The 24,636-nt window shown below is 69.7% G+C and carries 23 protein-coding genes and 1 riboswitch; of the genes, 7 read left to right on the plus strand and 16 right to left on the minus strand.

The window, feature by feature from the left end:
* Positions 1–98: 98 nt before the first annotated feature.
* The 6 genes from ACFWA7_RS25945 to ACFWA7_RS25970 form a co-directional block, all read right to left on the minus strand.
* Positions 99–1,508: an aminotransferase class V-fold PLP-dependent enzyme gene (locus ACFWA7_RS25945; protein WP_385548162.1), complete on the minus strand. Its 1,410-nt coding sequence runs from the start codon at positions 1,506–1,508 to the stop codon at positions 99–101.
* Between the two features lie 237 nt (positions 1,509–1,745).
* Positions 1,746–1,863, minus strand: a riboswitch (SAM riboswitch).
* Positions 1,864–1,981: 118 nt separating this feature from the next.
* On the minus strand, positions 1,982–3,046 hold the full coding sequence (trpD, locus tag ACFWA7_RS25950; protein ID WP_385548159.1) for an anthranilate phosphoribosyltransferase: 1,065 nt from the start codon (positions 3,044–3,046) through the stop codon (positions 1,982–1,984).
* Positions 3,047–3,180: 134 nt separating this feature from the next.
* Positions 3,181–4,809 carry a cytochrome bc complex cytochrome b subunit gene (locus tag ACFWA7_RS25955; RefSeq protein ID WP_385548156.1) on the minus strand — a complete coding sequence of 543 codons (1,629 nt, stop codon included), beginning with the start codon at positions 4,807–4,809 and terminating at the stop codon, positions 3,181–3,183.
* On the minus strand, positions 4,806–5,855 hold the full coding sequence (locus ACFWA7_RS25960; protein ID WP_385548153.1) for a Rieske 2Fe-2S domain-containing protein: 1,050 nt from the start codon (positions 5,853–5,855) through the stop codon (positions 4,806–4,808). The genes ACFWA7_RS25955 and ACFWA7_RS25960 overlap by 4 nt, the downstream gene beginning before the upstream one ends.
* The gene (locus ACFWA7_RS25965; protein ID WP_385548150.1) at positions 5,852–6,661 is read right to left on the minus strand and encodes a c-type cytochrome; all 810 of its coding nucleotides are present in this window, start codon (positions 6,659–6,661) and stop codon (positions 5,852–5,854) included. The genes ACFWA7_RS25960 and ACFWA7_RS25965 overlap by 4 nt, the downstream gene beginning before the upstream one ends.
* 63 nt (positions 6,662–6,724) lie before the next feature.
* Complete coding sequence (locus ACFWA7_RS25970) at positions 6,725–7,345, minus strand: heme-copper oxidase subunit III (RefSeq protein WP_188274058.1); 621 nt, start codon at positions 7,343–7,345, stop codon at positions 6,725–6,727.
* A gap of 178 nt (positions 7,346–7,523) precedes the next feature.
* Between ACFWA7_RS25970 and ACFWA7_RS25975 the strand changes: the two genes are divergently transcribed.
* Positions 7,524–7,940: a hypothetical protein gene (locus tag ACFWA7_RS25975; protein WP_385548147.1), complete on the plus strand. Its 417-nt coding sequence runs from the start codon at positions 7,524–7,526 to the stop codon at positions 7,938–7,940.
* Positions 7,941–7,956: 16 nt separating this feature from the next.
* On the opposite strand, the gene ACFWA7_RS25980 is transcribed toward ACFWA7_RS25975, so the two are convergent.
* From ACFWA7_RS25980 to coxB, 4 genes are all read right to left on the minus strand, one after another.
* Positions 7,957–9,210, minus strand: a complete 1,254-nt coding sequence (locus tag ACFWA7_RS25980; protein ID WP_385548144.1) for an Ig-like domain-containing protein — start codon at positions 9,208–9,210, stop codon at positions 7,957–7,959.
* Between the two features lie 164 nt (positions 9,211–9,374).
* On the minus strand, positions 9,375–9,773 hold the full coding sequence (locus ACFWA7_RS25985; protein ID WP_358833664.1) for a cytochrome c oxidase subunit 4: 399 nt from the start codon (positions 9,771–9,773) through the stop codon (positions 9,375–9,377).
* Positions 9,770–11,512 carry a cytochrome c oxidase subunit I gene (gene ctaD / locus ACFWA7_RS25990; RefSeq protein WP_385548141.1) on the minus strand — a complete coding sequence of 581 codons (1,743 nt, stop codon included), beginning with the start codon at positions 11,510–11,512 and terminating at the stop codon, positions 9,770–9,772. The genes ACFWA7_RS25985 and ctaD overlap by 4 nt, the downstream gene beginning before the upstream one ends.
* Positions 11,509–12,513, minus strand: coding sequence for a cytochrome c oxidase subunit II (coxB, locus tag ACFWA7_RS25995; RefSeq protein WP_385548138.1), 1,005 nt, complete (start codon positions 12,511–12,513; stop codon positions 11,509–11,511). Before coxB ends, ctaD begins: the two co-directional genes overlap by 4 nt.
* Before the next feature lie 427 nt (positions 12,514–12,940).
* On the opposite strand from coxB, the gene ACFWA7_RS26000 reads away from it, so the two are divergent.
* On the plus strand, positions 12,941–14,323 hold the full coding sequence (locus ACFWA7_RS26000; protein ID WP_385548135.1) for a cysteine desulfurase/sulfurtransferase TusA family protein: 1,383 nt from the start codon (positions 12,941–12,943) through the stop codon (positions 14,321–14,323).
* 302 nt (positions 14,324–14,625) lie between these two features.
* Here the strand turns inward: ACFWA7_RS26000 and ACFWA7_RS26005 are convergent, their stop codons facing one another.
* Positions 14,626–15,600 (minus strand): carbohydrate kinase family protein, encoded by a 975-nt coding sequence (locus ACFWA7_RS26005; protein ID WP_385548132.1) that lies wholly within the window; start codon positions 15,598–15,600, stop codon positions 14,626–14,628.
* A gap of 140 nt (positions 15,601–15,740) precedes the next feature.
* Here ACFWA7_RS26005 and ACFWA7_RS26010 point away from each other — a divergent pair, with 140 nt between their 5' ends.
* Both ACFWA7_RS26010 and ACFWA7_RS26015 read left to right on the plus strand, forming a co-directional pair.
* Entirely contained in the window at positions 15,741–15,938 is a 198-nt protein-coding gene (locus ACFWA7_RS26010; RefSeq protein WP_385548165.1) for a hypothetical protein, read from the plus strand.
* Positions 15,939–16,060: 122 nt separating this feature from the next.
* Positions 16,061–17,623, plus strand: coding sequence for a hypothetical protein (locus ACFWA7_RS26015; protein ID WP_385825465.1), 1,563 nt, complete (start codon positions 16,061–16,063; stop codon positions 17,621–17,623).
* A gap of 102 nt (positions 17,624–17,725) precedes the next feature.
* Here ACFWA7_RS26015 and ACFWA7_RS26020 read toward each other — a convergent pair whose 3' ends face one another.
* Entirely contained in the window at positions 17,726–18,082 is a 357-nt protein-coding gene (locus ACFWA7_RS26020; protein WP_159692765.1) for an iron-sulfur cluster assembly accessory protein, read from the minus strand.
* A gap of 288 nt (positions 18,083–18,370) precedes the next feature.
* Between ACFWA7_RS26020 and nadA the strand changes: the two genes are divergently transcribed.
* Positions 18,371–19,558, plus strand: coding sequence for a quinolinate synthase NadA (nadA, locus tag ACFWA7_RS26025; protein ID WP_385548392.1), 1,188 nt, complete (start codon positions 18,371–18,373; stop codon positions 19,556–19,558).
* 181 nt (positions 19,559–19,739) lie between these two features.
* On the opposite strand, the gene ACFWA7_RS26030 is transcribed toward nadA, so the two are convergent.
* The 4 genes from ACFWA7_RS26030 to ACFWA7_RS26045 all read right to left on the minus strand — a co-directional run bounded on the left by ACFWA7_RS26030 (position 19,740) and on the right by ACFWA7_RS26045 (position 23,005).
* The gene (locus ACFWA7_RS26030; RefSeq protein ID WP_371652307.1) at positions 19,740–20,429 is read right to left on the minus strand and encodes a response regulator; all 690 of its coding nucleotides are present in this window, start codon (positions 20,427–20,429) and stop codon (positions 19,740–19,742) included.
* Positions 20,426–21,709 carry a sensor histidine kinase gene (locus tag ACFWA7_RS26035; RefSeq protein ID WP_385548395.1) on the minus strand — a complete coding sequence of 428 codons (1,284 nt, stop codon included), beginning with the start codon at positions 21,707–21,709 and terminating at the stop codon, positions 20,426–20,428. The genes ACFWA7_RS26030 and ACFWA7_RS26035 overlap by 4 nt, the downstream gene beginning before the upstream one ends.
* A gap of 131 nt (positions 21,710–21,840) precedes the next feature.
* Positions 21,841–22,119, minus strand: coding sequence for a hypothetical protein (locus tag ACFWA7_RS26040; protein ID WP_385548398.1), 279 nt, complete (start codon positions 22,117–22,119; stop codon positions 21,841–21,843).
* Positions 22,120–22,135: 16 nt separating this feature from the next.
* A complete protein-coding gene (locus tag ACFWA7_RS26045) occupies positions 22,136–23,005 on the minus strand; it encodes a PspA/IM30 family protein (RefSeq protein WP_385548401.1) in 870 nt (289 codons plus the stop codon).
* A gap of 206 nt (positions 23,006–23,211) precedes the next feature.
* Here ACFWA7_RS26045 and ACFWA7_RS26050 point away from each other — a divergent pair, with 206 nt between their 5' ends.
* Both ACFWA7_RS26050 and ACFWA7_RS26055 read left to right on the plus strand, forming a co-directional pair.
* Complete coding sequence (locus tag ACFWA7_RS26050; RefSeq protein WP_385548404.1) at positions 23,212–23,808, plus strand: DUF3043 domain-containing protein; 597 nt, start codon at positions 23,212–23,214, stop codon at positions 23,806–23,808.
* A gap of 86 nt (positions 23,809–23,894) precedes the next feature.
* On the plus strand, positions 23,895–24,602 hold the full coding sequence (locus tag ACFWA7_RS26055) for a class I SAM-dependent methyltransferase (protein ID WP_385548406.1): 708 nt from the start codon (positions 23,895–23,897) through the stop codon (positions 24,600–24,602).
* Positions 24,603–24,636: the final 34 nt, after the last annotated feature.

Consider the following 24,636-nt stretch of genomic DNA (forward strand, 5'->3'; position numbering starts at 1 on the left):
AGACAGGACCACCTGGGGGCGCGGGGAACTGCGCGACCAGCCCCCACCGAACCCGCGGACAAACAGGGGCCGGGCGCAGCCCGGGAAGCGGGCGACCGTCACACCGCCGGGACGCAGCGGCCCTCCTCCGTGTGGTACGTCCACTTCGCACCGTCCCGCACCAACTCCCGCACCGCCCCCACGAACCGCTCCACATGCTCGTCCGGCGTCCCCGCCCCGAAGCTGACGCGGATCGCGTTGAGGGAGCGTTCGCCCGGCTCCGCCTCGGGCGCCCCGCACTCGCCCGGCTCCTGCGGCTCGCTGCCGAGGAGCGTGCGTACCAGGGGGTGCGCGCAGAACAGGCCGTCGCGGACGCCGATCCCGTACTCCGCCGACAGCGCCGCCGCGAAGTGCGAGCTGTTCCAGCCGTCCACCACGAACGAGATCACGCCGACCCGGGGCGCGTCATCGCCGAACAAGGAGAGGACGCGGACCTCGGGAACCTCCGCCAGTCCCTCCCGCACCTTCGCGATCAGGTGATTCTCCCGCTCCACCAGACCTTCGAAGCCCGCCTCGGTCAGCGCCTTGCAGGCGGCGGCGATGGCGTACACGCCGATCACGTTCGGGGAGCCGGCCTCGTGGCGGGCGGCCGTGGTGTGCCACTCGACGTCCACCCCGCCGTCCGCGCGCCGGGCGACCTTGCGGGAGGCGCCGCCGCCCGCGAGGTACGGCTCGGACTCCTGCAGCCAGTCCGCGCGGCCCGCCAGCACTCCGGAGCCGAACGGCGCGTACAGCTTGTGGCCCGAGAAGGCGATCCAGTCGACGTCCAACTCCTGTACGGAGACGGGGTGGTGGGGCGCCAGCTGCGCCGCGTCGAGCACGATCCGCGCCCCGTGCGCGTGCGCCACCGCCGCCAGCTCCTTCACCGGCCACAGCTCGCCCGTGACGTTGGAGGCGCCGGTCACGCAGACCAGGGCCGGGCCGTACAGATCGCGGTCGGACAGGGCCCGATCCAGCGTTTCCACCGCCTGGCGCGGCGTACGCGGCGCGTTGAGGTAGGTCACCCGCGCGTCCCGCCACGGCAGCAGTGACGCGTGGTGCTCGGTCTCGAAGACGAAGACCTGGCAGTCGGCCGGGATCACCTGGGCGAGGAGGTTCAGGGAGTCCGTCGTCGAGCGGGTGAACACGATCTGGTCGCCCGCGCGGCAGTCCAGGAACTCCGCCACCGCCGCCCTGCTGTTCTCGAACAGGTCCGTGGACAGCTGCGAGAGGTAGCCCGCGCCGCGGTGCACGCTGCCGTAGTAGGGGGCGTACGCGGCCACGTCGTCCCACACCCGCTGGAGGGCCGGGGCGCTCGCCGCGTAGTCGAGCGCCGCGTACGTCACCTCGCCGCCGGTGACCAGCGGCACGGTGACGTCCCGGCCGAGCACCGGCAGCGGCGCCGCACAGCAGGGTTCGGCGGCGGAGGCCGCGACGGAGTCGGAGGCGGCGGCGGAAGTGGCGGCGGGCGTGGCGGCGTATGCGGACATGGCGGATTCTCCCGGCAGGACGAGGCGCGACGAAATGACTGTGGAGCCCCACGGCACGGCGGCGGCAGTCCAACTGGCGCCGGGTGCACGGGGGTTGACCTCGAACACGGGCAAGAGGGGCCCGCGGAGGTGTACAGAGAGAGGGGCCGGAGGCCCTATCGCATTCGCTTGCTCACGAGACTGCTCCCTTGAGGACCAGGACCCCAGGGGCGCGCCACTCCGAAGGGAGTGCGCAGGGGTCCGCGCTTGCCGCAGACCTCGCTGCCTGCGACCTGGTCTTCACCCGGGGCACCCCGCCACGGACGGAGGGTTGCCGGACAGCGGGCCGGGGCCGTAGTCGCTGTCACTCATGACCTTGGAAAGCATCCTGCCACACGTCCGCGTACGCGCAAGGCGCAGTCCGGATGCCGGACTGCGCCTTGCGTCACACCTCGCGGGGCGGGCGGGAATGTGACGACAGGCCCTGGCGGCCCTCAGGCGTTGCTGGCGGCCACCCAGCGCTCCAGGGCCCGCCGCGCCGCCCCCGAGTCCACCGACTCGGCCGCCTGGGCGATCCCGGCCCGGATCTGCTCGACCAGGCTCCCCTCGCCCGGATCGAGGGCGACGAGCGCCGCCGCCGAGTTGAGCAGCACCGCGTCCCGCACCGGCCCGGTCTCGCCGGCGAGCAGCCGCCGGGCGACGTCCGCGTTGTACGAGGCGTCCGCCCCGCGCAGCGCCTCGACCGGCACCAGGTCGATGCCCACGTCCCTGGGGTCGAACGACTCCTCGCGCACCGCCCCGTCCCGTACCACCCAGACCCGGGAGGTCGCGGTGGTCGTCAGTTCGTCCATGCCGTCGTCGCCGCGGAACACCAGCGCGGAGGAGCCGCGCTCGGCGAGCACCCCGGCCACGATCGGCGCCATGCGCGCGTCCGCGACCCCGGTGGCCTGGGCCTTGACCCGGGCCGGGTTGGTGAGCGGACCGAGGAAGTTGAAGGTGGTGCGGATGCCGAGCTCCCGGCGCGCGGCGGCGACGTATCTCAGGGCGGGATGGAACTTCACGGCGAAGCAGAAGGTGACGCCCGCCTCCTCGGCGACCTGGACGACCTGCCGGGGTGTGAGGTCCAGGTTGACGCCGAGCTTCTCCAGGACGTCGGAGGCGCCGCTGGCCGAGGAGGCGGCCCGGTTGCCGTGCTTGACGACCTTGGCGCCGGTGCCCGCCACCACGATCGAGGACATGGTGGAGATGTTGACGGTCTTGGCGCCGTCGCCGCCGGTGCCGACGATGTCCACGGTCCGGCCGGGCACCTCGATCACATTGGCGTGCTCGTACATCGCGCGGACCATGCCGCTGATCTCGCTGACGGTCTCACCCTTGGCGCGCAGGGCCACCGCGAACCCGGCGATCTGGGCGTCGGTCGCCTCGCCGCGCATGATCGAGTCCATCGCCCAGGCGGTCGCCTCGGCGCTCTGGTCGGTGCCGCTGAGCAGTGCGTCCAGTACGCCCGGCCAGGAGTAGGCCGCCACGCTGTCGCCGCCGACCGGGGTCACAACGTTCATGGTCCGCTCCTGGGTCCACCGACGGATAGGGATGGGAACACCCTATCCAGCCCGGGGGACGGCGAAGGGCCCCGTCCATCGCGTGGACGGGGCCCCTGTGCTGTGTGGCGTACAGCAGTGTCGCTGAGAGGGGATCAGTGGTGGCCGTGGCCGCTGGTGATCTCCTCGTACTCCTCAACGGTCGGCTTGGCGATCTGGCTCTGCTCGCCGTAGTAACCCTTGTGGATCTTGACGCGCAGCTTCTCCATGCGGGAGACCTTGCGCTTGACACCGTTCTCGTCGACCGCCGCGGGCAGCTCGTGCGGACGGGTCTGCTCGTGCGCGGTGAGCTTGTACAGCTGGCCCGCGTCGAGCGGCTCGTGGACCTCGACGAACTCACCGTGCGGCAGCCGCTTGATGATGCCGGTCTCACGACCGTGCAGCACCTTCTCGGCGTCCCGGCGCTGCAGGCCCAGGCAGATCCGCTTGGTGACGATGAACGCGATGACCGGGCCGACGAAGAACGCGATCCGGACGAACCAGGTGATGGCGTTCAGCGACAGGTGGAAGTTGGTCGCCCACAGGTCGTTGCCACCACCGACCAGCATCACCATGTACGCGGTGATCCAGGCCACGCCGATGCCGGTGCGGACGGGAGCGTTGCGCGGACGGTCGGCGATGTGGTGCTCGCGGGTGTCCTTGGTGATCCAGGCCTCGATGAACGGGTAGGCCGCGATCGCGAAGAGCACCAGCGGGAAGATCACCAGCGGGATGAACACACCGAGGACCAGCGTGTGGCCCCACAGGTTGATCTCCCAGCCCGGCATCACCCGGATGAGGCCTTCGGCGAAGCCCATGTACCAGTCGGGCTGGGCGCCGGTCGACACCTGGTCCGGGCGGTACGGGCCGATCTCCCAGATCGGGTTGACCGAGGCGATCGCCGCGATGACCGCGATGACACCGAACACCAGGAAGAAGAAGCCGCCGGCCTTGGCCGTGTAGACGGGCAGCAGAGGCGCGCCCACGACGTTCTTGTTGGTGCGGCCGGGACCCGCGAATTGGGTGTGCTTGTGGTAGAAGACCAGGATCAGGTGGGTGACCATCAGGCCGAGCATGATGCCGGGCAGCAGCAGGATGTGGACCGAGTAGAACCGGGCCACGAAGTCGCCGCCGGGGAACTCGCCGCCGTAGATGAAGAACGACAGGTACGTGCCGACGACCGGCACGCCCAGGATGGCGCCCTCCATGAACCGGACGCCGGTGCCCGAGAGCAGGTCGTCCGGGAGCGAGTAGCCGGTGAAGCCGGTGAACATGCCGCAGAAGAACAGCAGGAAGCCGAAGAGCCAGTTGACCTCGCGCGGCTTGCGGAACGCGCCCGTGAAGAACACGCGCATCATGTGCACGAACATCGCCGCGAGGAAGATCAGCGCCGCCCAGTGGTGGATCTGCCGGATCAGCAGACCACCGCGCACATCGAAGCTGATGTGCATGGTCGAGTTGAACGCCTCGGACATCTGCACACCCTGGAGCGGAACGTAGGAGCCGTCGTAGACGACCTCGTTCATGCTCGGGTGGAAGAACAGCGTCAGATACACACCCGTGAGGATGATGATGATGAAGCTGTACATGCAGATCTCGCCGAGCATGAAGGACCAGTGGTCCGGGAAGATCTTGCGCATGTTGGTCTTCGCCAGGGTGTAGATCCCCAGCCGGCCGTCGGCCCAGTCGGCGAACTTCTCGCCGTTTCCGGGCTCGCGCCGTTCGTCAGTCGTGGTGGTGCTCATCCGCGCTCCCAGAAGGCAGGACCGACGGGCTCTTCGAAGTCGCCGAGCGCTTCGAGGTAACCCTCGCTGTTCACGCCGATCCGCAGCTGCGGCAGAGCGTGACCGGCCGGGCCGAAGATGACGCGGGCCCCGTCGGAGAGGTCGAAGGTGGACTGGTGGCACGGGCAGAGCACGTGGTGGGTCTGCTGCTCGTACAGGCTGATCGGGCAACCGACGTGGGTGCAGATCTTCGAGAACGCCACGATGCCCTGGTGCGACCACTCCAGCTCGCGCTTGTCCTTGATGTTCTCCGGCTGGAGCCGGACGATCATCAGGGCCGCCTTGGCGATCTGGGTCTGGAAGTCGTGCTGGTCCTCCTCCAGGCCCTCGGGCTTGGCGAAGGTGAGCGAACCGACGGCCACGTCCTCGGGACGAAGCGGCTCGTTGGTGTTCATGTTGATGAGGGCCTTGCCCTTGGCCCACATCGTCTTGCGCAGCTTGTCCTCGGGCAGGGTGCCCAGGTCGCGCAGCAGCACCACACCGGCGAGCGGCACCATGGCCAGCGCGCCGTACATGGTGTTGCGGATGAGCTTGCGGCGGCCGAAGCCGGACTCGCGGACGCCGTCCGCCCAGTCCTGCATGACCTTCTCGCGGACCTCCGGCGGCGCCGAGATCTCGTGGCGCTCGTCGGACATCTCCTCGTCGGACATCAGCGTGCGGGCCCAGTGGACCGCGCCGGCGCCGATGCAGAACAGCGCGACACCCAGGGTCAGACCCAGGGAGAAGTTCAGCGCGCTGACGTGCCCGAACGGGAAGATGTAGACGATCTTGTCGATCGGGAAGATCACGAAGGACGCGATGAAGGCGACCGTCGCGACCATCGAGAGCATGAAGAGACCGGCGACCACGCGCTCGGAGCGCCTGGCTGCCGCCTCGTCGATGTCCTGGACGCGCGGCAGGTGGGGCGGCAGCCCCGGATCCGCGAACGGGTCGCGGGCGCGCTCTACCGAGCCGTGCTCGGGGTCCTGCTCGCTGGGCAGGTTCTCGGAATTGTCTTGGCTACTCATGACTTCTTGGCCTTAGCGGAGTGGGCCGCGATCCAGATGGCGACTGCGATGAGGGCACCGAGTCCGAAGATCCACGCGAACAGACCCTCACTGACGGGGCCGAGGCCACCGAGCGAGAGACCACCGGGGCTCGGCGTCTTCTCACTGTTCACGGCGTCCAGGTACGCGATGATGTCCTGCTTCTGCTTCTGCGGCATCGTCGTGTCGGGGAACGACGGCATGTTCTGCGGGCCGGTCTGCATGGCCTCGTAGAGGTGCTTCGGTTCCACGCCCTCAAGGCTGGGGGCGTACTTGCCGTGCGTCAGCGCACCGCCCTTGCCGGAGAAGTTGTGGCACTGGGCGCAGTTGGTGCGGAACAGCTCGCCACCCTTGGCGATGTCCGCGCCTTCCGGGCTGTACTGCTTCTCGGTCGGCTTGATGGGGCCGGCGCCGAGGGAGGCGATGTACGCGGCGAGCTGGTCGATCTCGGCCTGCGAGTAGATGACCTTCTTCTTCGGCACCTGGGCGCCGGGCTGCTGCGCCGGCATCCGGCCGGTGCCGACCTGGAAGTCCACGGCCGCGGAGCCCACGCCCACCAGGGACGGGCCGTCAGTGGTGCCCTGACCGCCGGCTCCGTGGCAGCTGGCGCAGCCGACGGAGTAGAGCTTCTTGCCCTCGTCGATGGCGAGGGACTGGGCGGTTTCGTCGGCCTTCGCCTTGTCCGCGGGCGCGAACGCGGCGTACAGCCCCCCGGTGGCCGCCAGCGCGAGGAGTAGGACGACGAGCGCCGCCAGCGGATGGCGTCGTCGTGCGGAGAGCTTTTTCACGGATTACCCCGGTGTCAGGATCTTCTGCGTCGATGCGGGATGGTGTCGGGTCTGCGGACCCGATTACTTGATCAAGTAGATCGTGGCGAAGAGGCCGATCCAGACGACATCGACGAAGTGCCAGTAGTAGGACACGACGATGGCGGCGGTTGCCTGCTCGTGGGTGAACCTCTTGGCCGCGTAGGTCCTGCCGAGAACCAGCAGGAAGGCGATCAGACCGCCCGTCACATGCATGCCGTGGAAGCCGGTCGTCAGGTAGAACACCGAGCCGTACGGATCGGAGGACAGCGAGAGGCCGTCCTTCTTCACCAGCTCGGTGTACTCGAAGACCTGGCCTCCGATGAAGATCGCACCCATCACGAACGTGATCGTGAACCAGGTGCGCAGCTTCTTCACGTCGCCCCGCTCGGCGGCGAAGACGCCGAGCTGGCAGGTGAGGGAGGAGAGCACCAGGATCGTGGTGTTCGTCGCCGAGAACGGAAGGTTCAGCGAGGACGCCATTTCCTTCCAGTGCTCGGCGCCCGTCACCGATCGCAGGGTGAAGTACATCGCGAAGAGGGCCGCGAAGAACATCAGCTCGGAACTCAGCCAGATGATGGTTCCGACGCTGGTGAGGTTCGGCCGATTGACCGACGGGTGCGCGTGCCCGGTTTCTACTGTCGTTGCTGTCGCCACGACCGACATTATGTCGGTCGCTTATCTCGCGCTCACTCCGGGGGGTGCCGTTCGGTGTGTCCGGACCCTGTGTCCTGCCCGAACGGCCCATCCCGACGCCCGCCGAACCGGTGTTGACGCGGTGTCGGACGGAGTAGCATCCGCGCATCGGCTCCCGAGCCCGTACCGCCGTCGAATCGGAGGAACAATGCAGTCGAGCGCCACCGTACTTGTCTACAGCGACGACGCGAACACCCGTGAGCAGGTGCGGCTCGCCGCCGGACGCAGGCCCGCCTCCGACGTTCCCCCGGTGACCTTCCTGGAGTGCGCGACCCCGCACGCCGTCCTCAAGGAGCTGGACCGCGGCGGCATCGACGTGTGCGTCCTGGACGGGGAGGCCGTCCCGGCCGGCGGGATGGGCATCTGCCGGCAGATCAAGGACGAGATCTTCCAGTGCCCGCCGGTGCTGCTGCTCATCGGGCGCCCTCAGGACGCCTGGCTGGCCACCTGGAGCCGTGCGGACGCCGCGGTGACCCTCCCGGTCGAGCCGGTCGAGTTCGCGGCCGCACTGGCCGCCCTGATCCGTCTCCGGCGCCCGGACGGCGCCGTGGCCACCCGGGCCTGATCCCCCCACCGCGGTCTCAGACCTGCGGCCGTAGCCGGGCGGAGCTCAGCTTGCTCTGCCCGGCCTTCAGGTCGGCCTGCAGCACGCTGCCCTTGTGCCACTTGTCCCAGCCCACGTTCCAGTCGCCGAACCCGTTGTCGAACGGCGTCATGTCCTCGCCGATGCTGTTGACGACCTTGACGATGTCGCCCTCGGTGACGGTCTCGTAGAACCACGCGGCGTTCCCGGTGGACATGCCCGTACAGCCGTGGCTGACGTTCTCGGAGCCCTGCGAGCCCACCGACCAGGGCGCGGCGTGCACGTACTCGCCGCTCCAGGTGACCCGGGTCGCGTAGTAGACCGGCAGGTCGTACGCGTCTGCGCTGCCGGACGAGATGCCGACCGTCTCCCCGCGCATCCGTACGAAGTACTGCTTGCCCAGCACCACCTTGACGCCGTTTCGGGTGGAAAAGCCCGGCTTTCCGGTGGTCACCGGAATGGTATTGATCACTTCTCCGTTGCGTTTGACCGTCATGTAGTGCGATGACGCGTCCGTGATGGCCTCGATGCGGTCACCGGTGGTGATCTTCAGAGGCTGCCCGGGGCCGCCGTACAGCTTGTCGGCGATCTTCACGCCCTCCAGCCGCGAAGTGGCCCTGATGGTCGCGTGGGTGGGCCAGTACTCCTTGGGCCGGTAGTGCAGCGTCTTGTCGTCGACCCAGTACCAGGCGCCCTCCACCGACGGCGTGGACTCCACCTTCAGCGCCCGCTCCACGACCGCCCGGGCCGCCTTGTCCTTGACCGGCTTGCTGAGCTCCGCCGTGATGGGCTGCCCGACGCCGTACTTGCCCGCGTCCGGGCCGAATTCGACCTTCACGACGTCTTTGGGGGCGGAGGTGTCGAACGTCAGCGTACGGCGCCCCGGAGCCCCTTTGGAGTCCTCCGTGGAGACCACCACCGTGTAGTGGGTGCCCGCGACCAGCGGGGCCGTGGAGTGCCAGCGGTTCCCGTCGCCGTCGAGCTCGCCCGCCAGATACCGTCCCGCGGCGTCCGTGGCCATCACGTCCGTGATGCGCCCGCGGCCGCCCCTGGCGGTGATCTCCAGGGGCTTCTCCGGATCCGCCTTCGCGCTGCCCGCCGGGCCGTTGTACGCGATCTGGCCGGCCGCGTCGTACGGCTTGGCCGAGAGCGGGTTGCTGTCGGAGTGACCGCACGCGCCGGCGCCCACCCCGAGGGCAATGACCAGCAGGGTGCAGCTCAGGACGGTACGGGTACGCGGTGCGTGACTCATGACCACATGTTATGAAAAAATGGTCATATTCGGCGCGCGATATGACTGCAAACGAGCGACACGCCCTCGGACGGCCCAAAGCGCCCCGCACAGGTTCCGCGTACGCGAAAGGGCCCCGCGGCTCGGATGAGCTGCGGGGCCCCTTCACAGGTGCCTGCGAGGACCTACTGGTTCTGGTTCTCGCCGCGGTAGTACTCGAACACCCAGCCGTAGATGCCGATCAGGATCAGCGGCGCCGAGAAGTACAGCAGCCACCAGCCCATCGCGATGGCCAGGAACGCGAGCGCGCCACCGATCGCCAGCGAGAGCGGCTGCCAGCTGTGCGGGGAGAAGAATCCCAGCTCACCGGCGTCGTCCGCGACATCGGCCTCCTTGTCGTCCTGCGCGCCCGCGTCGACCCGCCGGGCCGTGAAGGCCAGGTAGAAGCCGATCATCACGCTCAGGCCGAAGGCCATCACGAGAGCGGTCGCACCGGCCGGCTCCTTCGACCACACGCCGTACACGACGGCCATGATCAGGATGAAGACGGAGAGCCAGAGGAACATCTTGCCCTGGATCTTCACTTGCCCGCCTCCTTGCCGCCGGCGAGGGCTGTGTTGGTGGCACCGCCGCCGTGGTTCTCAAGCTGGTCGAGAGCCGCGATCTCGGGGTGGTGCAGATCGAACGCCGGCGATTCGGAGCGAATACGCGGCAGGGTGAGGAAGTTGTGCCGCGGCGGCGGGCACGACGTCGCCCATTCGAGCGAACGGCCGTAGCCCCACGGGTCGTCGACCTCGACCTTCTTGCCGTACTTGGCGGTCTTCCAGACGTTGTACATGAACGGCAGGATCGACAGACCGAGCAGGAAGGAGCTGATGGTCGAGATCGTGTTCAGCGCGGTGAAGCCGTCGGCCGCGAGGTAGTCCGCGTAACGACGCGGCATGCCCTCGGCACCGAGCCAGTGCTGCACCAGGAACGTGCCGTGGAAGCCCACGAACAGCGTCCAGAACGTGATCTTGCCCAGGCGCTCGTCCAGCATCTTGCCCGTGAACTTCGGCCACCAGAAGTGGAATCCGGAGAACATCGCGAAGACCACGGTGCCGAAGATGACGTAGTGGAAGTGCGCGACGACGAAGTACGAGTCGGAGACGTGGAAGTCCATCGGCGGCGAGGCCAGGATGACGCCGGTCAGACCACCGAAGGTGAAGGTGATCAGGAAGCCGACGGCCCAGAGCATCGGTGTCTCGAAGGACAGTGAGCCCTTCCACATCGTGCCGATCCAGTTGAAGAACTTCACACCGGTCGGTACCGCGATGAGGAACGTCATGAACGAGAAGAACGGCAGGAGCACGCCGCCGGTGACGTACATGTGGTGCGCCCACACGGTCACGGACAGACCGGCGATGGCGATCGTCGCGCCGACCAGGCCCATGTAGCCGAACATCGGCTTTCTGGAGAACACTGGGATGACTTCGGAGATGATTCCGAAGAACGGCAAAGCGATGATGTACACCTCTGGATGGCCGAAGAACCAGAAGAGGTGTTGCCATAGCAGCGCGCCGCCGTTGGACGCGTCGAAGACATGGGCACCGAACTTGCGGTCCGCCTCCAGGGCGAACAGCGCGGCGGCCAGGACCGGGAAGGCCAGCAGGACCAGCACACCGGTCAGCAGGACGTTCCACACGAAGATCGGCATACGGAACATCGTCATGCCGGGAGCGCGCATGCAGATGATCGTGGTGATGAAGTTGACCGAGCCGAGGATCGTGCCGAAGCCGGAGAAGGCCAGACCCATGATCCACATGTCGGCGCCGACGCCCGGCGAGCGGACCGCGTCCGACAGCGGGGAGTAGGCGAACCAGCCGAAGTCGGCCGCGCCCTGCGGGGTGAGGAAACCGCCGACCGCGATGAGCGAGCCGAACAGGTAGAGCCAGTAGGCGAACATGTTCAGCCGCGGGAACGCCACATCGGGCGCGCCGATCTGCAGCGGCATGATCCAGTTCGCGAATCCGGCGAACAGCGGCGTCGCGAACATCAGCAGCATGATCGTGCCGTGCATCGTGAACGCCTGGTTGAACTGCTCGTTCGACATGATCTGCGTGCCGGGACGGGCGAGCTCGGCGCGCATGAGCAGCGCCATCACCCCGCCGATGCAGAAGAACACGAACGACGTGACCAGATACATCGTGCCGATCGTCTTGTGGTCAGTGGTGGTCAACCACTTCACGACGATGTTTCCCGGCTGCTTGCGCCGGACCGGCAGCTCGTTCTCGTACGAGTCGTCTGCTGCCGCGGCACCCTGAGATTCGTTGAGGATGCTCACAGTTTGTTCGTCTCCGCGTTCTTGGCGGGGTCGGTCTGAGCGATGCCTGCCGGCACGTAGCCGGTCTGGCCCTTCGCCGCCAGCTCCTTGAGGTGCTGCTGGTAGCGCTCCGGGGAGACGACCTTCACGTTGAAGAGCATCCGGGAGTGGTCGACACCGCACAGCTCGGCGCACTTGCCGAGGAAGGTGCCCTCCTGGGTCGGGGTCACCTCGAAGGAGTTGGTGTGCCCCGGGATGACGTCCTGCTTCATCAGGAAGGGGACCACCCAGAAGGAGTGGATGACGTCACGGGACGTCAGCACGAAGCGGACCTTCTGCCCCTTGGGCAGCCACAGCGTGGGCCCGGGGTTTCCGGTCTGCGGGTTCCGCGTGCCGGGGATGCCGACGTCGTAGACGCCGTCGGCGCCGGCCGGGAAGTCCTTGGTGAAGCGGTCCGGAATGGCGGACAGCTCCTTGGACTTCGCGGCGTTGCCCGAGGCCGGGTTGCCGTCCACGTCCTCGACGTAGTTGAAGCCCCAGCTCCACTGGTAGCCGACCACGTTGACGGTGTGAGCCGGCTTCGGGGAGAGCTCAAGGAGCTTCGACTCATCACGCGCGGTGAAGTAGAAGAGCACCGAGACGATGATGAGGGGGACGACCGTGTACAGCGCCTCGATGGGCATGTTGTACCGGGTCTGCGGAGGTACCTCGACCTTGGTGCGGCTGCGCCTGTGGAAGATGACACTCCACAGGATCAGGCCCCAGACCAGCACGCCCGTGGCGAGCGCTGCCGCCCACGAACCCTGCCAGAGGGAGAGGATCCGCGGAGCCTCTTCCGTCACCGGGGTGGGCATACCGAGGCGAGGGAAGTCTTTCCAGTTGTACGAGCAACCGGAGGCGGTAGCCAGGACCAGGCCCGCGGTCAGCACCTGCAGCAGCTTCCGCCGCATCGGGCGCCTCGACGTGGGGGAACCGCCCGCGCCTTTCAGGCAGCGGGGGAGGTCGGAGCCGTTGGGACTCACGTAGCGCCTTCCCGAGAGTCTCGCCCGCGCCGGCCGGCTACGGCCGTCCGTCTCGCTGGTCGGTCGCCGCCCTGGCCGCGGGCAGGGGTTTGGATGTTTATGCGGACCAAACCCTACTGGACGCTATTTGGGGTCGCGCGGGGAGGGTGCCCAACGCGCCGCCGGGGCCCCCGAAGGGGTGGAATCCGGGCCTCCGGGCGGCATCTGACGGGTCTTTCCGTACGGGTGTACGGAGAGTGGTGCGGCACGGGGGGACCTCTGAAGGGGCGCGGGGCCGTGACCCGTGCGGCTCCGCCGCGATGGGGGTCTCCCCTGTTCGAGCGAAGCCGAGAACGCCGAGAACTCGGGGGAGCGACCAGCCCCCGACGACCCGCAGCGGACGGACCGCACCTCCGGCAGACCCCCCAAGCAGCGCTAGCGTGACCGCGTGCCCTACTTCGACGCCGCCTCCTCCGCCCCCCTGCACCCCGTGGCCCGCCAGGCCCTCCAGGCCTCGCTCGACGAGGGCTGGGCCGACCCGGCCCGGCTCTACCGCGAGGGCAGGCGGGCCCGGCTGCTGCTGGACGCGGCCCGGGAGGCCGCGGCCGAGGCGGCCGGCTGCCGGCCTGACGAGCTCGTGTTCACCTCTTCGGGGACGCGTGCGGTGCACTCCGGAATTAACGGTTCCCTCTCCGGGCGTCGGCGTGTCGGCCGCCACCTGGTGGTGTCGGCGGTGGAGCACTCCTCGGTGCTGCACGCGGGCGCGGCCCTGGAGGCGGACGGCGGCACGGTGACGGAGGTCCCGGTCGACCGGACCGGGGCGGTCTCCCCCGCCGCGTACGCCGCCGCGCTGCGCCCCGACACGGCGCTGGCCTGCCTCCAGTCCGCCAACCACGAGGTGGGCACGGTCCAGCCGGTCGCCGAGGTGGCCGAGGCGTGCCGGGCGGCCGGGGTGCCGCTGCTTGTGGACGCGGCCCAGTCGCTGGCGTGGGGCCCGGTCGAGGACGGCTGGTCGCTGCTCGCCGCGAGCGCGCACAAGTGGGGCGGCCCCGCGGGGGTGGGGCTGCTCGCGGTCCGCAAGGGCGTCCGGTTCGCCCCGCAAGGCCCCGCCGACGAGCGGGAGTCGGGCCGGGCGCCCGGCTTCGAGAACATCCCGGCGATCGTGGCGGCGGCCGCGTCGCTGCGGGCGGTACGGGCGGAGGCGGCGGCCGAGGCGGAGCGGCTGCGGGCCCTGGTCGACCGGGTGCGCACCCGGGTGGCGGAGCTGGTGCCGGACGTGGAGGTGGTCGGGGACCCGGTGCGGCGGCTGCCGCATCTGGTCACCTTCTCGTGTCTCTATGTCGACGGCGAGACCCTGCTGCACGAACTGGACCGCGAGGGTTTTTCTGTTTCGTCCGGTTCATCCTGTACGAGCAGCACGCTCACCCCGAGCCATGTGCTGCGGGCGATGGGGGTCCTGAGCGAGGGCAACGTCCGGGTCTCGCTGCCACCGGGCACGGCCTCCTCCGACGTCGACCGCTTCCTCTCGGTGCTGCCCGGGGTGGTGTCGTCGGTCCGCGAGAAGCTGGGCGCCCCGGCGTCGTCCCCCGCCCCCTCCACCCCCTCCGGCGACCTGACCATCGACGCCCTCGGCAAGCGCTGCCCCATCCCGGTGATCGAACTGGCGAAGGTGATCACCGGCGTCCCGGTCGGCGCCACGGTCACGGTCCTCGCCGACGACGAGGCGGCCCGGCTCGACATCCCGGCGTGGTGCGAGATGCGGGGACAGGAGTACGTGGGGGAAACGCGGCGGGAGCGGGGGTCCGCGTACGTGGTGCGGCGGGTGGGGTGAGGCCGGTGTGGGGGTACGGAGTACCCCCACACCGGTAAGGGCGGGTGTGGCCATGGTCTGTCCGGCGGATCTGGTCGGCTTCGGCCCGGGGCGCCTTTCGGTGCTGGTGAGCGGGGGTCTGGTGCTTCCCCAAGCTCTCCACTTCGTTCGAGCGGGGGAGACCCCGATGCCGCAAGGCGGAGGAGGGCGACACGGCGGAGCCATGGCAACCGACACAACGCCGCTGGGCCCCCTGGCCCTGGCCTTGGGGGAGGACGCACCGGACCCCCGAGGCACAGACAAGATCCGCCGGACAGGCCGCCCTAGGCCAGGTGCTCCCGGACCTCGGCCGCCGCCTCGTCCCCGTACGCCTTCGTGAAGCGGTCCATGAAGTGGGCGCGGCGCAGCTGGTACTCCTGGGTGCCGAGCGTCTCGATCACCAGCGTCGCCAGCATGCAGCCGACCTGCGCGGCGCGCTCGTGGCCGACGCCCCACGACAGGCCCGACAGGAAGCCCGCGCGGAACGCGTCGCCGACGCCGGTCGGGTCGACCTTGGCCTCCTCCTCGGCGCAGCCGACCTCGATCGGGTCCTCGCCGACCCGCTCGATGCGCACGCCGCGCGAGCCGAGGGTGGTGACCCGGTAGTCGACCTTCCCCAGGATCTCCGCGTCGCTCCAGCCGGTCTTGGACTCGATGAGCCCCTTCTCGTACTCGTTGGAGAAGAGGTACTTCGCGCCCTCCAGCAACGTACGGATGTCGTCGCCGGACATCCGGGCGATCTGCTGCGAGAAGTCCGCCGCGAACGGGATCTGGCGCGTCTTGCACTCCTCGGTGTGCCGGAGCATCGCCTCGGGGTCGTCGGCGCCGATCAGGACCAGGTCGAGGCCGCCCACGCGCTCGGCCACCGAGTGGAGCTCGATCTGGCGGGCCTCGCTCATCGCGCCCGTGTAGAAGGAGCCGATCTGGTTGTGGTCGGCGTCCGTGGTGCACACGAAGCGGGCGGTGTGCAGGACCTCGGAGATGCGGACCGAGTCCGTGTCCACCCCGTGCCGGTCCAGCCAGGCCCGGTACTCGTCGAAGTCGGAGCCGGCGGCCCCGACGAGGACCGGCCGGGTGCCGAGCTGCCCCATTCCGAAGCAGATGTTCGCGCCGACACCGCCCCGGCGCACGTCGAGGTTGTCGACGAGGAAGGAGAGGGAGACCGTGTGCAGCTGATCGGCGACCAGCTGGTCGGCGAATCGGCCGGGGAAGGTCATGAGGTGGTCGGTGGCGATAGAGCCGGTGACTGCGATACGCACGGCTAGGACACTCCTGCGTGGAGGACTGTTGACAGTTAACGCTACCGGGTCGCGGGGGTTCACCTGAAGGGCTGAAATTACCTGATAGTAGTCCTTTATTCGCATGGTTCCTGATGCGTACGGTGCGGAATATGGAAACCATGGAGCAGACCGGGAACGTCATGACGTCCGAACCGGGCCTTGCGGAGCTGCGCGGCGACTGCGCGCGGATGGCACCCCACTGGGTGGTGCCGGCGGAGGCCGGGCCGGCGCCCGTCCCACCGTCCCGTATCCACGGGGTGTCCGTGCCGCCCGACTCGGTCCGGCTGATCGCCACCATGTCCGAGTACGGCGACTGAGCGGACCAGAGCGGACCAGAGCGACGGGGCAGCGCGCGGAGGGAACCGTGCGCTCCCCCGCTCCGTCCAAGGCGTGTCCCCCGTAAAGGGGATGCAGGATACGACTGGACAGGAGCGATGCGGTGAGCAGCGAGCACACGCAGGACGAGTCGCCACAGCGGCGGACGCGACGATCTCCCTTCGTCCTCGCCTCGGTCGCGGCCGCGGTGCTGGTCGCGGGTGGCGGCGGGGCCTACTGGGCGTCCACCGCCTCGGGCGGCTCGCCCGCCGCCGGGGGCACCGCCGACGCGAAGGCAGGGGCGGGCGCGGACTCCACTCCGCCGCCGCTCGGCCTGGACAGCGGCAGGGAGGGCATCGCCCCCGGCGAACCGGACCCGAACGGCGTGGTCTACCGCGCCGAGGGGAAGCTTCCCGACGGCCCGGCGAAGGCGTCGGTGTACCGCCCGGGCGGCACGGTCGGCGAGGCCGAGGTGGCGAAACTGGCGAAGGCCCTGGGGATCGACGGTCCCCCGCGCCTGGAGGGGACGGTCTGGAAGGCCGGGATCACCAAGGACGGCGGCGGACCTGTACTGACGGTCAATCAGAAGGCGCCGGGCAGCTGGACGTTCGCCAAGTACGGCACCGGCGGCACGGACAACTGCCCCAAGGGCAGCAAGTGCCCGATGCACACCACCGGAGCGGACACCTCCACGAGCCCGGTTCCGGGCATCGCGCCCGGCGAGCACGACCCCACGGGAGGCGGCTCGCCGGTGAGCGAGCAGGCCGCGAAGGCCGCGGCCGCCCCCGTACTGAAGGCCCTGGGCCAGGACGACGCCAAGCTGAACGCGTCCCAACTGATGGGCGCGGTACGGGTGGTGAACGCGGACCCGGCGATCGGCGGTCTGCCCACGTACGGCTGGGCGACCGGCGTCCAGGTCGGCCCCGACGGCCAAGTGGTCGGCGGCAGCGGCCAGGTGAAGGCGCCGGAGAAGGGTGCCACGTACCCGGTGCTGAGCGCCGAGGAGACGCTGAAGCAGCTGAACGGATCGGGCGGCGGGCGCCCGGCGAGCAAGGACTGCACGGGCCCGGTGCCGCTGGAGGACCAGCCGCAGGGCGAGCCCACCAAGGGCAGGCTGCCGAGCGACCCGCAGCGCAAGCTGCCCAGTGACCCGCAGGGCAACATCCAGCAGCCGTGCAAGCAGGGCACGCCCTCGACGGTGACCGTGGACAAGGCGGTGTTCGGGCTCTCCGCACAGTACGTGGACGGGCAGCAGGTGCTCGTACCGTCGTGGCTCTTCGAGGCGAAGCCGACCGGCGCCGCGCAGCCGGTCACCATCACCGCCCCGGCGCTGGCCCCGCAGTACCTGGCGAAGCCGCCCGTGGCGCCGTCCGGTCCCGGCACTCCCCTGCCGACGCCGTCCGGGTCGTCACCGGTCGGCCACCAGGCACTGGTCTCGTACGCGATCGGCCAGGACGGCCGGACGATGACCGTGACCTTCTGGGGCGGGATCTGCGACAGCTACGCGGCGACGGCGGACGAGAGCGGCACGGAGGTCCGGGTCACGGTGGGCGTCGCGCACCACGACCCCAAGAAGATCTGCGCCATGATCGCCAAGAAGGAGACGGTCTCGGTGACGCTGCACCAGACGCTGGGCGAGCGTCAGGTGGTGGACGGCAACACCGGGAAGGCGCTTCCCAAGACCTGAGCCGCGACCGTACGGCACTCACGCATGACGAAGGCGGGCACCCCGGAGAGGGTGCCCGCCTTCGTCATGGCGCGAGCCGGCCCGTGTCGGCCGACGCGCGATCTAGCTGAAGGAGTCGCCGCAGGCGCAGGAGCCCGTCGCGTTCGGGTTGTCGATCGTGAAGCCCTGCTTCTCGATGGTGTCCACGAAGTCGATCGAGGCGCCGCCCAGGTACGGAGCGCTCATGCGGTCGGTGACGACCTTCACGCCGTCGAAGTCCTTGACGACGTCGCCGTCGAGCGAGCGCTCGTCGAAGAAGAGCTGGTAGCGCAGGCCGGAGCAGCCGCCGGGCTGGACGGCGACGCGCAGCGCCAGGTCTTCCCGGCCTTCCTGGTCAAGGAGGGCCTTGACCTTGGCCGCGGCGGCGTCGGACAGGAGGATGCCGTCGCTCACAGTGGTGGTCTCGTCCGATACGGACATCTGCTTCTCTCCCGGGTTGTACGGAGACTGCTTGCCGACGGTGAAAACCGGCGGCGCCCCGGATTCATTCCGGGCCGTGCGTGGGCCTAGGGCGTGCCTTGGCTCACCTTCATGCTCGCACACCCCGGCGCGGGCCGGAAAAGACCTGTGGACAACCGCGGGTCTCGCGGGTCAAGCGGGAGCGAAGGGGATGTGTCACATCGACGCAATGGCCATCGTCAAACTGACGTGAAGCAGTTATGATAGATAGCGTCATTTAGACGAAAACTCGTCTGCGAAAGAGAAAGGGTGCGTGACGTGACCACCGCCCAGCCCCTGGACGTCCAGCCGACGCCGCTCGCCCTGCTGCTGCTCGGCCGCGAGGCCGACCCGAAGAGCGAGCGCGGCGTGGAGTGCCCCGGCGACCTGCCGTCCCCGTCCGACCCGGACCTGGTGGCGCGGGCCCGCGCGGCCAAGGAGAAGCTCGGGGACAAGGTCTTCGTGCTCGGCCACCACTACCAGCGGGACGAGGTCATCCAGTTCGCCGACGTCACCGGTGACTCCTTCAAGCTGGCCCGGGACGCCGCCGCGAAGCCGGAGGCCGAGTACATCGTCTTCTGCGGTGTGCACTTCATGGCCGAGTCCGCGGACATCCTGACCTCGGACGACCAGAAGGTCGTGCTGCCCGACCTGGCCGCCGGCTGCTCGATGGCCGACATGGCCACCGCCGAGCAGGTCGCCGAGTGCTGGGACGTGCTGACCGAGGCGGGGATCGCCGAGCAGGTCGTGCCCGTCTCGTACATGAACTCCTCCGCCGACATCAAGGCCTTCACGGGCAAGCACGGCGGCACGATCTGCACCTCGTCCAACGCCAAGAAGGCGCTGGAGTGGGCGTTCGAGCAGGGCGAGAAGGTGCTCTTCCTGCCGGACCAGCACCTGGGCCGCAACACCGCCGTCCGCGACATGGGGATGTCGCTGGAGGACTGCGTGCTCTACAACCCGCACAAGCCCAACGGCGGGCTCACCGCCGAGGAGCTGCGCGACGCCAGGATGATCCTGTGGCGGGGCCACTGCTCGGTGCACGGCCGGTTCTCGCTGGACTCGGTCAACGACGTACGGGAGCGGATCCCGGGCGTGAACGTGCTGGTGCACCCCGAGTGCCGGCACGAGGTCGTGGCCGCTGCGGACTACGTGGGCTCGACGGAGTACATCATCAAGGCGCTGGAGGCGGCGCCGCGCGGGTCGAAGTGGGCCATCGGCACGGAGCTGAACCTGGTCCGCCGTCTGGCGAATCGATTCGCCGCGGAGGACAAGGAGATCGTCTTCCTCGACAAGACGGTCTGCTTCTGCTCGACGATGAACCGGATCGACCTGCCGCACCTGGTGTGGACCCTTGAGTCCCTCGCGGACGGCAAGCTCGTCAACCGGATCCAGGTGGACGCGGAGACGGAGAGCTTCGCGAAGCTGGCGCTGGAGCGGATGCTCGCTTTGCCGTAGGCGCCCGGTTTTCGCCTGCGGGCCGGTGGTGGGTTGCTCGCGCGGTTCCCCGCGCCCCTGAAGGCCTGTGGCTGAGCCGATTTCCCCGGCTGAGGCCGACTGCCCAAGGGGCGCGGGGAACTGCGCGACCAGCCCACCGCCCACCCGCGGACGAGCCCCGGGCCGAAAAGGGGCGCCCCGGTTACTCCACCCTCGGCCGCACCAGCCCCGACTCGTACGCGATCACGACCAGTTGGGCCCGGTCCCGGGCGCCCAGTTTGGCCATCGCGCGGTTGACGTGGGTCTTCACCGTGAGGGGGCTGACCACCAGACGTTCGGCGATCTCGTCGTTGGAGAGGCCGCCGGCGACCTGGACGAGGACTTCGCGTTCGCGGCCGGTCAGGGCGGCCAGGCGTTCGGCGTGGGCGCCGGGCGGGTCACCGGAGCCGTCCCAGCTGCCGCCCTGGGCGAGGAAGCTGGCGATGAGGCCCTTGGTCGCGACGGGCGAGAGCAGGGCCTCGCCGGCCGCCGCGATCCGGATGGCGTTCAGGAGCTCGTCCGGCTCGGCGCCCTTGCCCAGGAAGCCGGAGGCGCCCGCGCGCAGGGACTGCACCACGTACTCGTCGACCTCGAAGGTGGTGAGCATCACCACGTGGACGTCCGTGAGTTCGGGGTCCTCGCTGATCATGCGGGTCGCGGCGAGCCCGTCCGTGCCGGGCATCCGGATGTCCATCAGGACGACGTCGGCCCTCGTCGCGCGGGCCACGGCGACCGCCTCGGCCCCGTCCGACGCCTCGCCCACCACGTGCATGCCCGGCTCGGAGTCGACGAGGACGCGGAACGCGGAGCGCAGCAGCGCCTGGTCGTCCGCGAGTACCACCCTGATCGTCATGCGCAGCCTTCCCCCGGTCCCTCGGCCGCCCGGACGGCCTCGGCCTCCTTGCGGGTCCGTGCCGTACGGGCCGTGTCGGCCGTCTTGACCGGCAGTATCGCCTGCACCCGGAAGCCGCCGCCGTAGCGGGGTCCCGCCGTGCAGGTGCCGCCGAGCGCGCTGACGCGCTCGCGCATCCCGAGCAGACCGTGGCCCCCGCCGTCGCCCCCGGCGGCGCCGTCGCCGTTCCCGGTGCCGTTGTCGATGACCGTGATCTCCGTGTTCGGACCCACCCGCACCACGCTGACCTCGGCCTTCGCGTCCGGGCCCGCGTGTTTGCGTACGTTGGTGAGCGCCTCCTGGATCACCCGGTACGCGGCGAGGTCCAGGGCCGCCGGGAGCCCGGCTCGGACGGCCGCGTCGAGGGGGGCGAGCTCGACCGGGAGCCCGGCACGGCGGAAGCCGGCCAGCAGGTCGTCCAGGAGCGCGAGGCCCGGGGCCGGCTCGGTGGGGGCCTCCGGGTCGCCGGACTGGCGCAACAGGCCGACGGTGGCGCGGAGTTCGTTCAGCGCCGAGCGGCTGGCCTCGCGTACGTGCGCGAGGGCCTCCTTGGCCTGGTCGGGGCGCTTGTCCATGACGTGCGCGGCGACCCCGGCCTGGACGTTGACCAGCGCGATGTGGTGGGCGACGACGTCGTGCAGATCGCGGGCGATGCGCAGGCGCTCCTCGGCGACCCGGCGGCGGGCCTCCTCCTCACGGGTGCGCTCGGCCCGCTCGGCGCGCTCGCGGATGGACTCCACAATGGCCCGCCGGCTGCGGACGGCGTCGCCGGCGGTCGCGGCGAGGCCGGTCCAGGCGAGCACGGCGACGTTCTCCTGCGCGTACCAGGGCGCGTCCCCGAAGCACATCGCGGTCGCGGTGAGGACGGCCATGGTGGTGATGCCGACGCGGTAGGTGGTGGCGCGGTCGGTGTGCGCGGCGACCGTGTACAGCGCGACGACCGGGCTGATCGCGATCGGGGCGGGCGAGTTGCCCGCGAGCAGGTCGGCGACGGTGACCGCGCCGGCCAGGCCGAGGACCGCGAGCGGGTTGCGGCGGCGCAGCACCAGGGAGACGGCGCCGAGCACGGCGAGGACGAGGGCGGTCACGCTGGGCGTCCTGGTCCCGAAGACGGGGCCGTTGGAGCCGTGGGGGTCGGCGAAGGAGCCGACGATCATGCAGATGAGGACGACCCCGGCGAGGGCGGCGTCCCCGGCGAGGGGGTGGGCGCGGAACCATCCGTGAATACGGGCGAACGTCACGCCTCCTTACGGTACGGGTAGCGCTCCGCTGGGAGTGCGGTGCTTCGGCTGCGGGCCGTCTGTGGCTGGTCGCGCAGTTCCCCGCGCCCCTTACCGGGGCGCAGTGCCGCACCGCACTCCCAGGGGAGCGCTCAGCCCGGGATCAGCCCGTCGTCGCTGAGCATCTGCCTGACCTCGTCCAGGGTCGCGTCCTCGGCCGGGAGGATGAGCTCCGACGGCTCCAGGGCGTCGTCCGGGAGGGGTTCGCCCAGGCGGCGGACCGCGTCGAGGAGGGCGCCAAGGGTGCGGCGGAAGCCCTCTTCGTCGCCCGCCTCCATCTCCCCCAGCAGCTCGTCGTCCAGCTTGTTGAGCGCGGTGAAGTGGCTGTCCGCCAGCTTCACCTGGCCCTCCCCCATGATCCGTACGATCATGGACTCCTCCTTGGCCCTACTGCTTGTCGAAGCGGGGGGTCTGCTGCTGCGGACGGTCCTGCGGGCCGGCGGCGCCGCCCTCGATGGCCTGCTTGCCCGACGTACCGCCGGTGAGCTCGGCCTTCATCCGCTGCAGTTCCAGCTCTACATCCGTACCACCGGAGATGCGGTCGAGCTCGGCCTGGAGGTCGTCCTTCTGGAGGCCGGACTGGTCGTCGAGGGCGCCGGAGGCCAGCAGCTCGTCGATCGCACCGGCCCGCGCCTGGAGCTGCGCGGTCTTGTCCTCGGCCCGCTGGATGGCCATGCCGACGTCGCTCATCTCCTCGGAGATGCCCGAGAAGGACTCGGCGATCCGGGTCTGCGCCTGGGCCGCCGTGTAGGTCGCCTTGATCGTTTCCTTCTTGGTGCGGAAGGCGTCGACCTTGGCCTGGAGCCGCTGGGCCGCAAGGGTGAGCTTCTCCTCCTCGCCCTGCAGGGTCTGGTGCTGCGTCTCCAGGTCCGTGACCTGCTGGGTGAGGGACGCGCGGCGGGTCAGCGCCTCGCGCGCCAGGTCCTCGCGGCCGAGCGCCAGCGCCTTGCGGCCCTGGTCCTCCAGCTTGGTGGACTGGCTCTGGAGCTGGTTCAGCTGCAGTTCGAGCCGCTTGCGGGAAGTCGCCACGTCGGCGACACCGCGGCGCACCTTCTGGAGCAGCTCCAGTTGCTTCTGGTACGAGTAATCAAGGGTCTCGCGCGGGTCCTCGGCCCGGTCAAGGGCCTTGTTCGCCTTCGCGCGGAAGATCATCCCCATACGCTTCATGACACCGCTCATGGGCTTCGCGCGCCCCCTTCTGACGGACTCCAGCTCCAGCTGCTGCAACAGAACCCACAGTACGGGCCCTGCATCCATTACCGCACTGTTCGGGCGCCGATGCGGTCATCCGCAAGGACGACTACGTCCCCGCCCGCTCCGGCGCAGGGAGTAGGTGACGGTCAGGGACCGGGCACTCACTTCCCGCAAACCCGCCCTCCCACACCTCTGGGGACGCAAGGCGTTGCCGGATCGTTCCCCACCGGCCTGTGGTCCATGCGCGCGACCCCGTACCCTTGGGCTTTGTGTTCCGTAGCCGTTCCAAGGAAGAGAAGGCCCCCACCGACAAGGTGACGGCGGACCTCTCCAAGCAGCCCCGCGACCCCGAGGCCCCCAAGGGCCGGCCCACTCCCAAGAGGAGTGAGGCCCAGACCCAGCGTCGTCGGGCGTCGACCGTGCCGAGCGACCGCAAGGAGGCCGCCAAGCGTTCGCGCGAGGTCCGCCGCATCGAGCTGGCCAAGCAGCGCGAGGCGCTCGCCAATGGCGACCAGCGCTATCTGCCGGCCCGCGACAAGGGTCCCGTGCGCAAGTTCGTGCGCGACTACGTCGACTCCCGGTTCTGCGTCGCCGAGTTCTTCCTGCCGCTCGCCGTGATCATCCTGGTCCTCTCGATGGTCCGGATCGGCAGCCTGCAGAACATCTCGCTGCTGCTGTGGCTCGCCGTGATCGTGCTGATCGTGATCGACTCCATCGGTCTGGCGTTCCGTCTCAAGAGGCAGCTCAAGGAGCGCTTCCCGGACGAGCCCACCAAGGGCGCGGTGGCGTACGGCCTGATGCGTACGCTCCAGATGCGCCGGCTGCGTCTGCCGAAGCCGCAGGTCAAGCGCGGGGAACGGCCCTGAGCACGGAAGTCGCCGCCTTCAGCGGCGCCTCCGGCCACTGGCTGAAGGGCCTGGGCGGACTGCGTAACACCGTGCGCCAGGAGCTCGTGGCCCGTCAGCTCGACGAGCAGATAGCCGCCCGCTTCCCGGTCGGCCAGCGGCTGCGCGTCCTGGACGTCGGTACGGGCCAGGGCACCCAGGCCCTGCGCCTGGCCCGGGCCGGGCACACGGTGACCGGCCTGGAGTCCGACCCCGAGATGCTCAGGGTGGCGCGCGAGTCGCTCTCCACCGAGCCGGAGGGCATCCGCGAGCGGGTCCGGCTGATCGAGGGCGACGGCAACGAGACCGGGGTGCACTTCCTGCCCGGCTCGTTCGACGTGGTGCTCTGCCACGGCGTGCTGATGTACGTCCAGGAGCCGGACGCCATGCTGGCGGGCCTGGCCCGGATGCTGGCCCCCGGCGGCCTGCTCTCGCTGCTCGTACGCAACGCGGACGCGCTCGCGATGCGCCCGGGGCTCGCCGGTGACTGGTCCGCGGCGCTCTCGGCCTTCGACACCGACGCGTACACCAACCGGCTGGGGCTCTCCGTCCGCGCCGACCGGCTTGAGAACCTGACCCGCACCCTGGACGGCATCGCGGCCCCGCTGCACGTCTGGTACGGCGTGCGCGTCTTCACGGACAACGTGCCCAACGACGTCCACCTCCCGGCCGCCGAGGAGCTCGACCGGCTGCTCGCCGCCGAGGACAAGGCGGGCAGGACCGACCCCTACCGGCAGGTCGCGGCGCTGCTGCACCTGTGCGGGGTGCGGGGCTGACCCTCCGTCCGGGTGAGTCAGGTACGGACGGCGC

The organism is Streptomyces sp. NPDC059994 (assembly GCF_042737755.1).
In the GTDB taxonomy this organism is placed as follows: domain Bacteria; phylum Actinomycetota; class Actinomycetes; order Streptomycetales; family Streptomycetaceae; genus Streptomyces.

Coding starts and splice junctions, on each gene's coding strand:
- ACFWA7_RS25945 (WP_385548162.1), bottom strand. CDS start 1,508: ATGTCCGCATACGCCGCCACGCCCGCCGCCACTTCCGCCGCCGCCTCC.
- trpD (WP_385548159.1), bottom strand. CDS start 3,046: ATGAACGTTGTGACCCCGGTCGGCGGCGACAGCGTGGCGGCCTACTCC.
- ACFWA7_RS25955 (WP_385548156.1), bottom strand. CDS start 4,809: ATGAGCACCACCACGACTGACGAACGGCGCGAGCCCGGAAACGGCGAG.
- ACFWA7_RS25960 (WP_385548153.1), bottom strand. CDS start 5,855: ATGAGTAGCCAAGACAATTCCGAGAACCTGCCCAGCGAGCAGGACCCC.
- ACFWA7_RS25970 (WP_188274058.1), bottom strand. CDS start 7,345: ATGTCGGTCGTGGCGACAGCAACGACAGTAGAAACCGGGCACGCGCAC.
- ACFWA7_RS25975 (WP_385548147.1), top strand. CDS start 7,524: ATGCAGTCGAGCGCCACCGTACTTGTCTACAGCGACGACGCGAACACC.
- ACFWA7_RS25980 (WP_385548144.1), bottom strand. CDS start 9,210: ATGAGTCACGCACCGCGTACCCGTACCGTCCTGAGCTGCACCCTGCTG.
- ACFWA7_RS26010 (WP_385548165.1), top strand. CDS start 15,741: ATGGAGCAGACCGGGAACGTCATGACGTCCGAACCGGGCCTTGCGGAG.
- ACFWA7_RS26020 (WP_159692765.1), bottom strand. CDS start 18,082: ATGTCCGTATCGGACGAGACCACCACTGTGAGCGACGGCATCCTCCTG.
- ACFWA7_RS26030 (WP_371652307.1), bottom strand. CDS start 20,429: ATGACGATCAGGGTGGTACTCGCGGACGACCAGGCGCTGCTGCGCTCC.
- ACFWA7_RS26040 (WP_385548398.1), bottom strand. CDS start 22,119: ATGATCGTACGGATCATGGGGGAGGGCCAGGTGAAGCTGGCGGACAGC.
- ACFWA7_RS26045 (WP_385548401.1), bottom strand. CDS start 23,005: ATGGATGCAGGGCCCGTACTGTGGGTTCTGTTGCAGCAGCTGGAGCTG.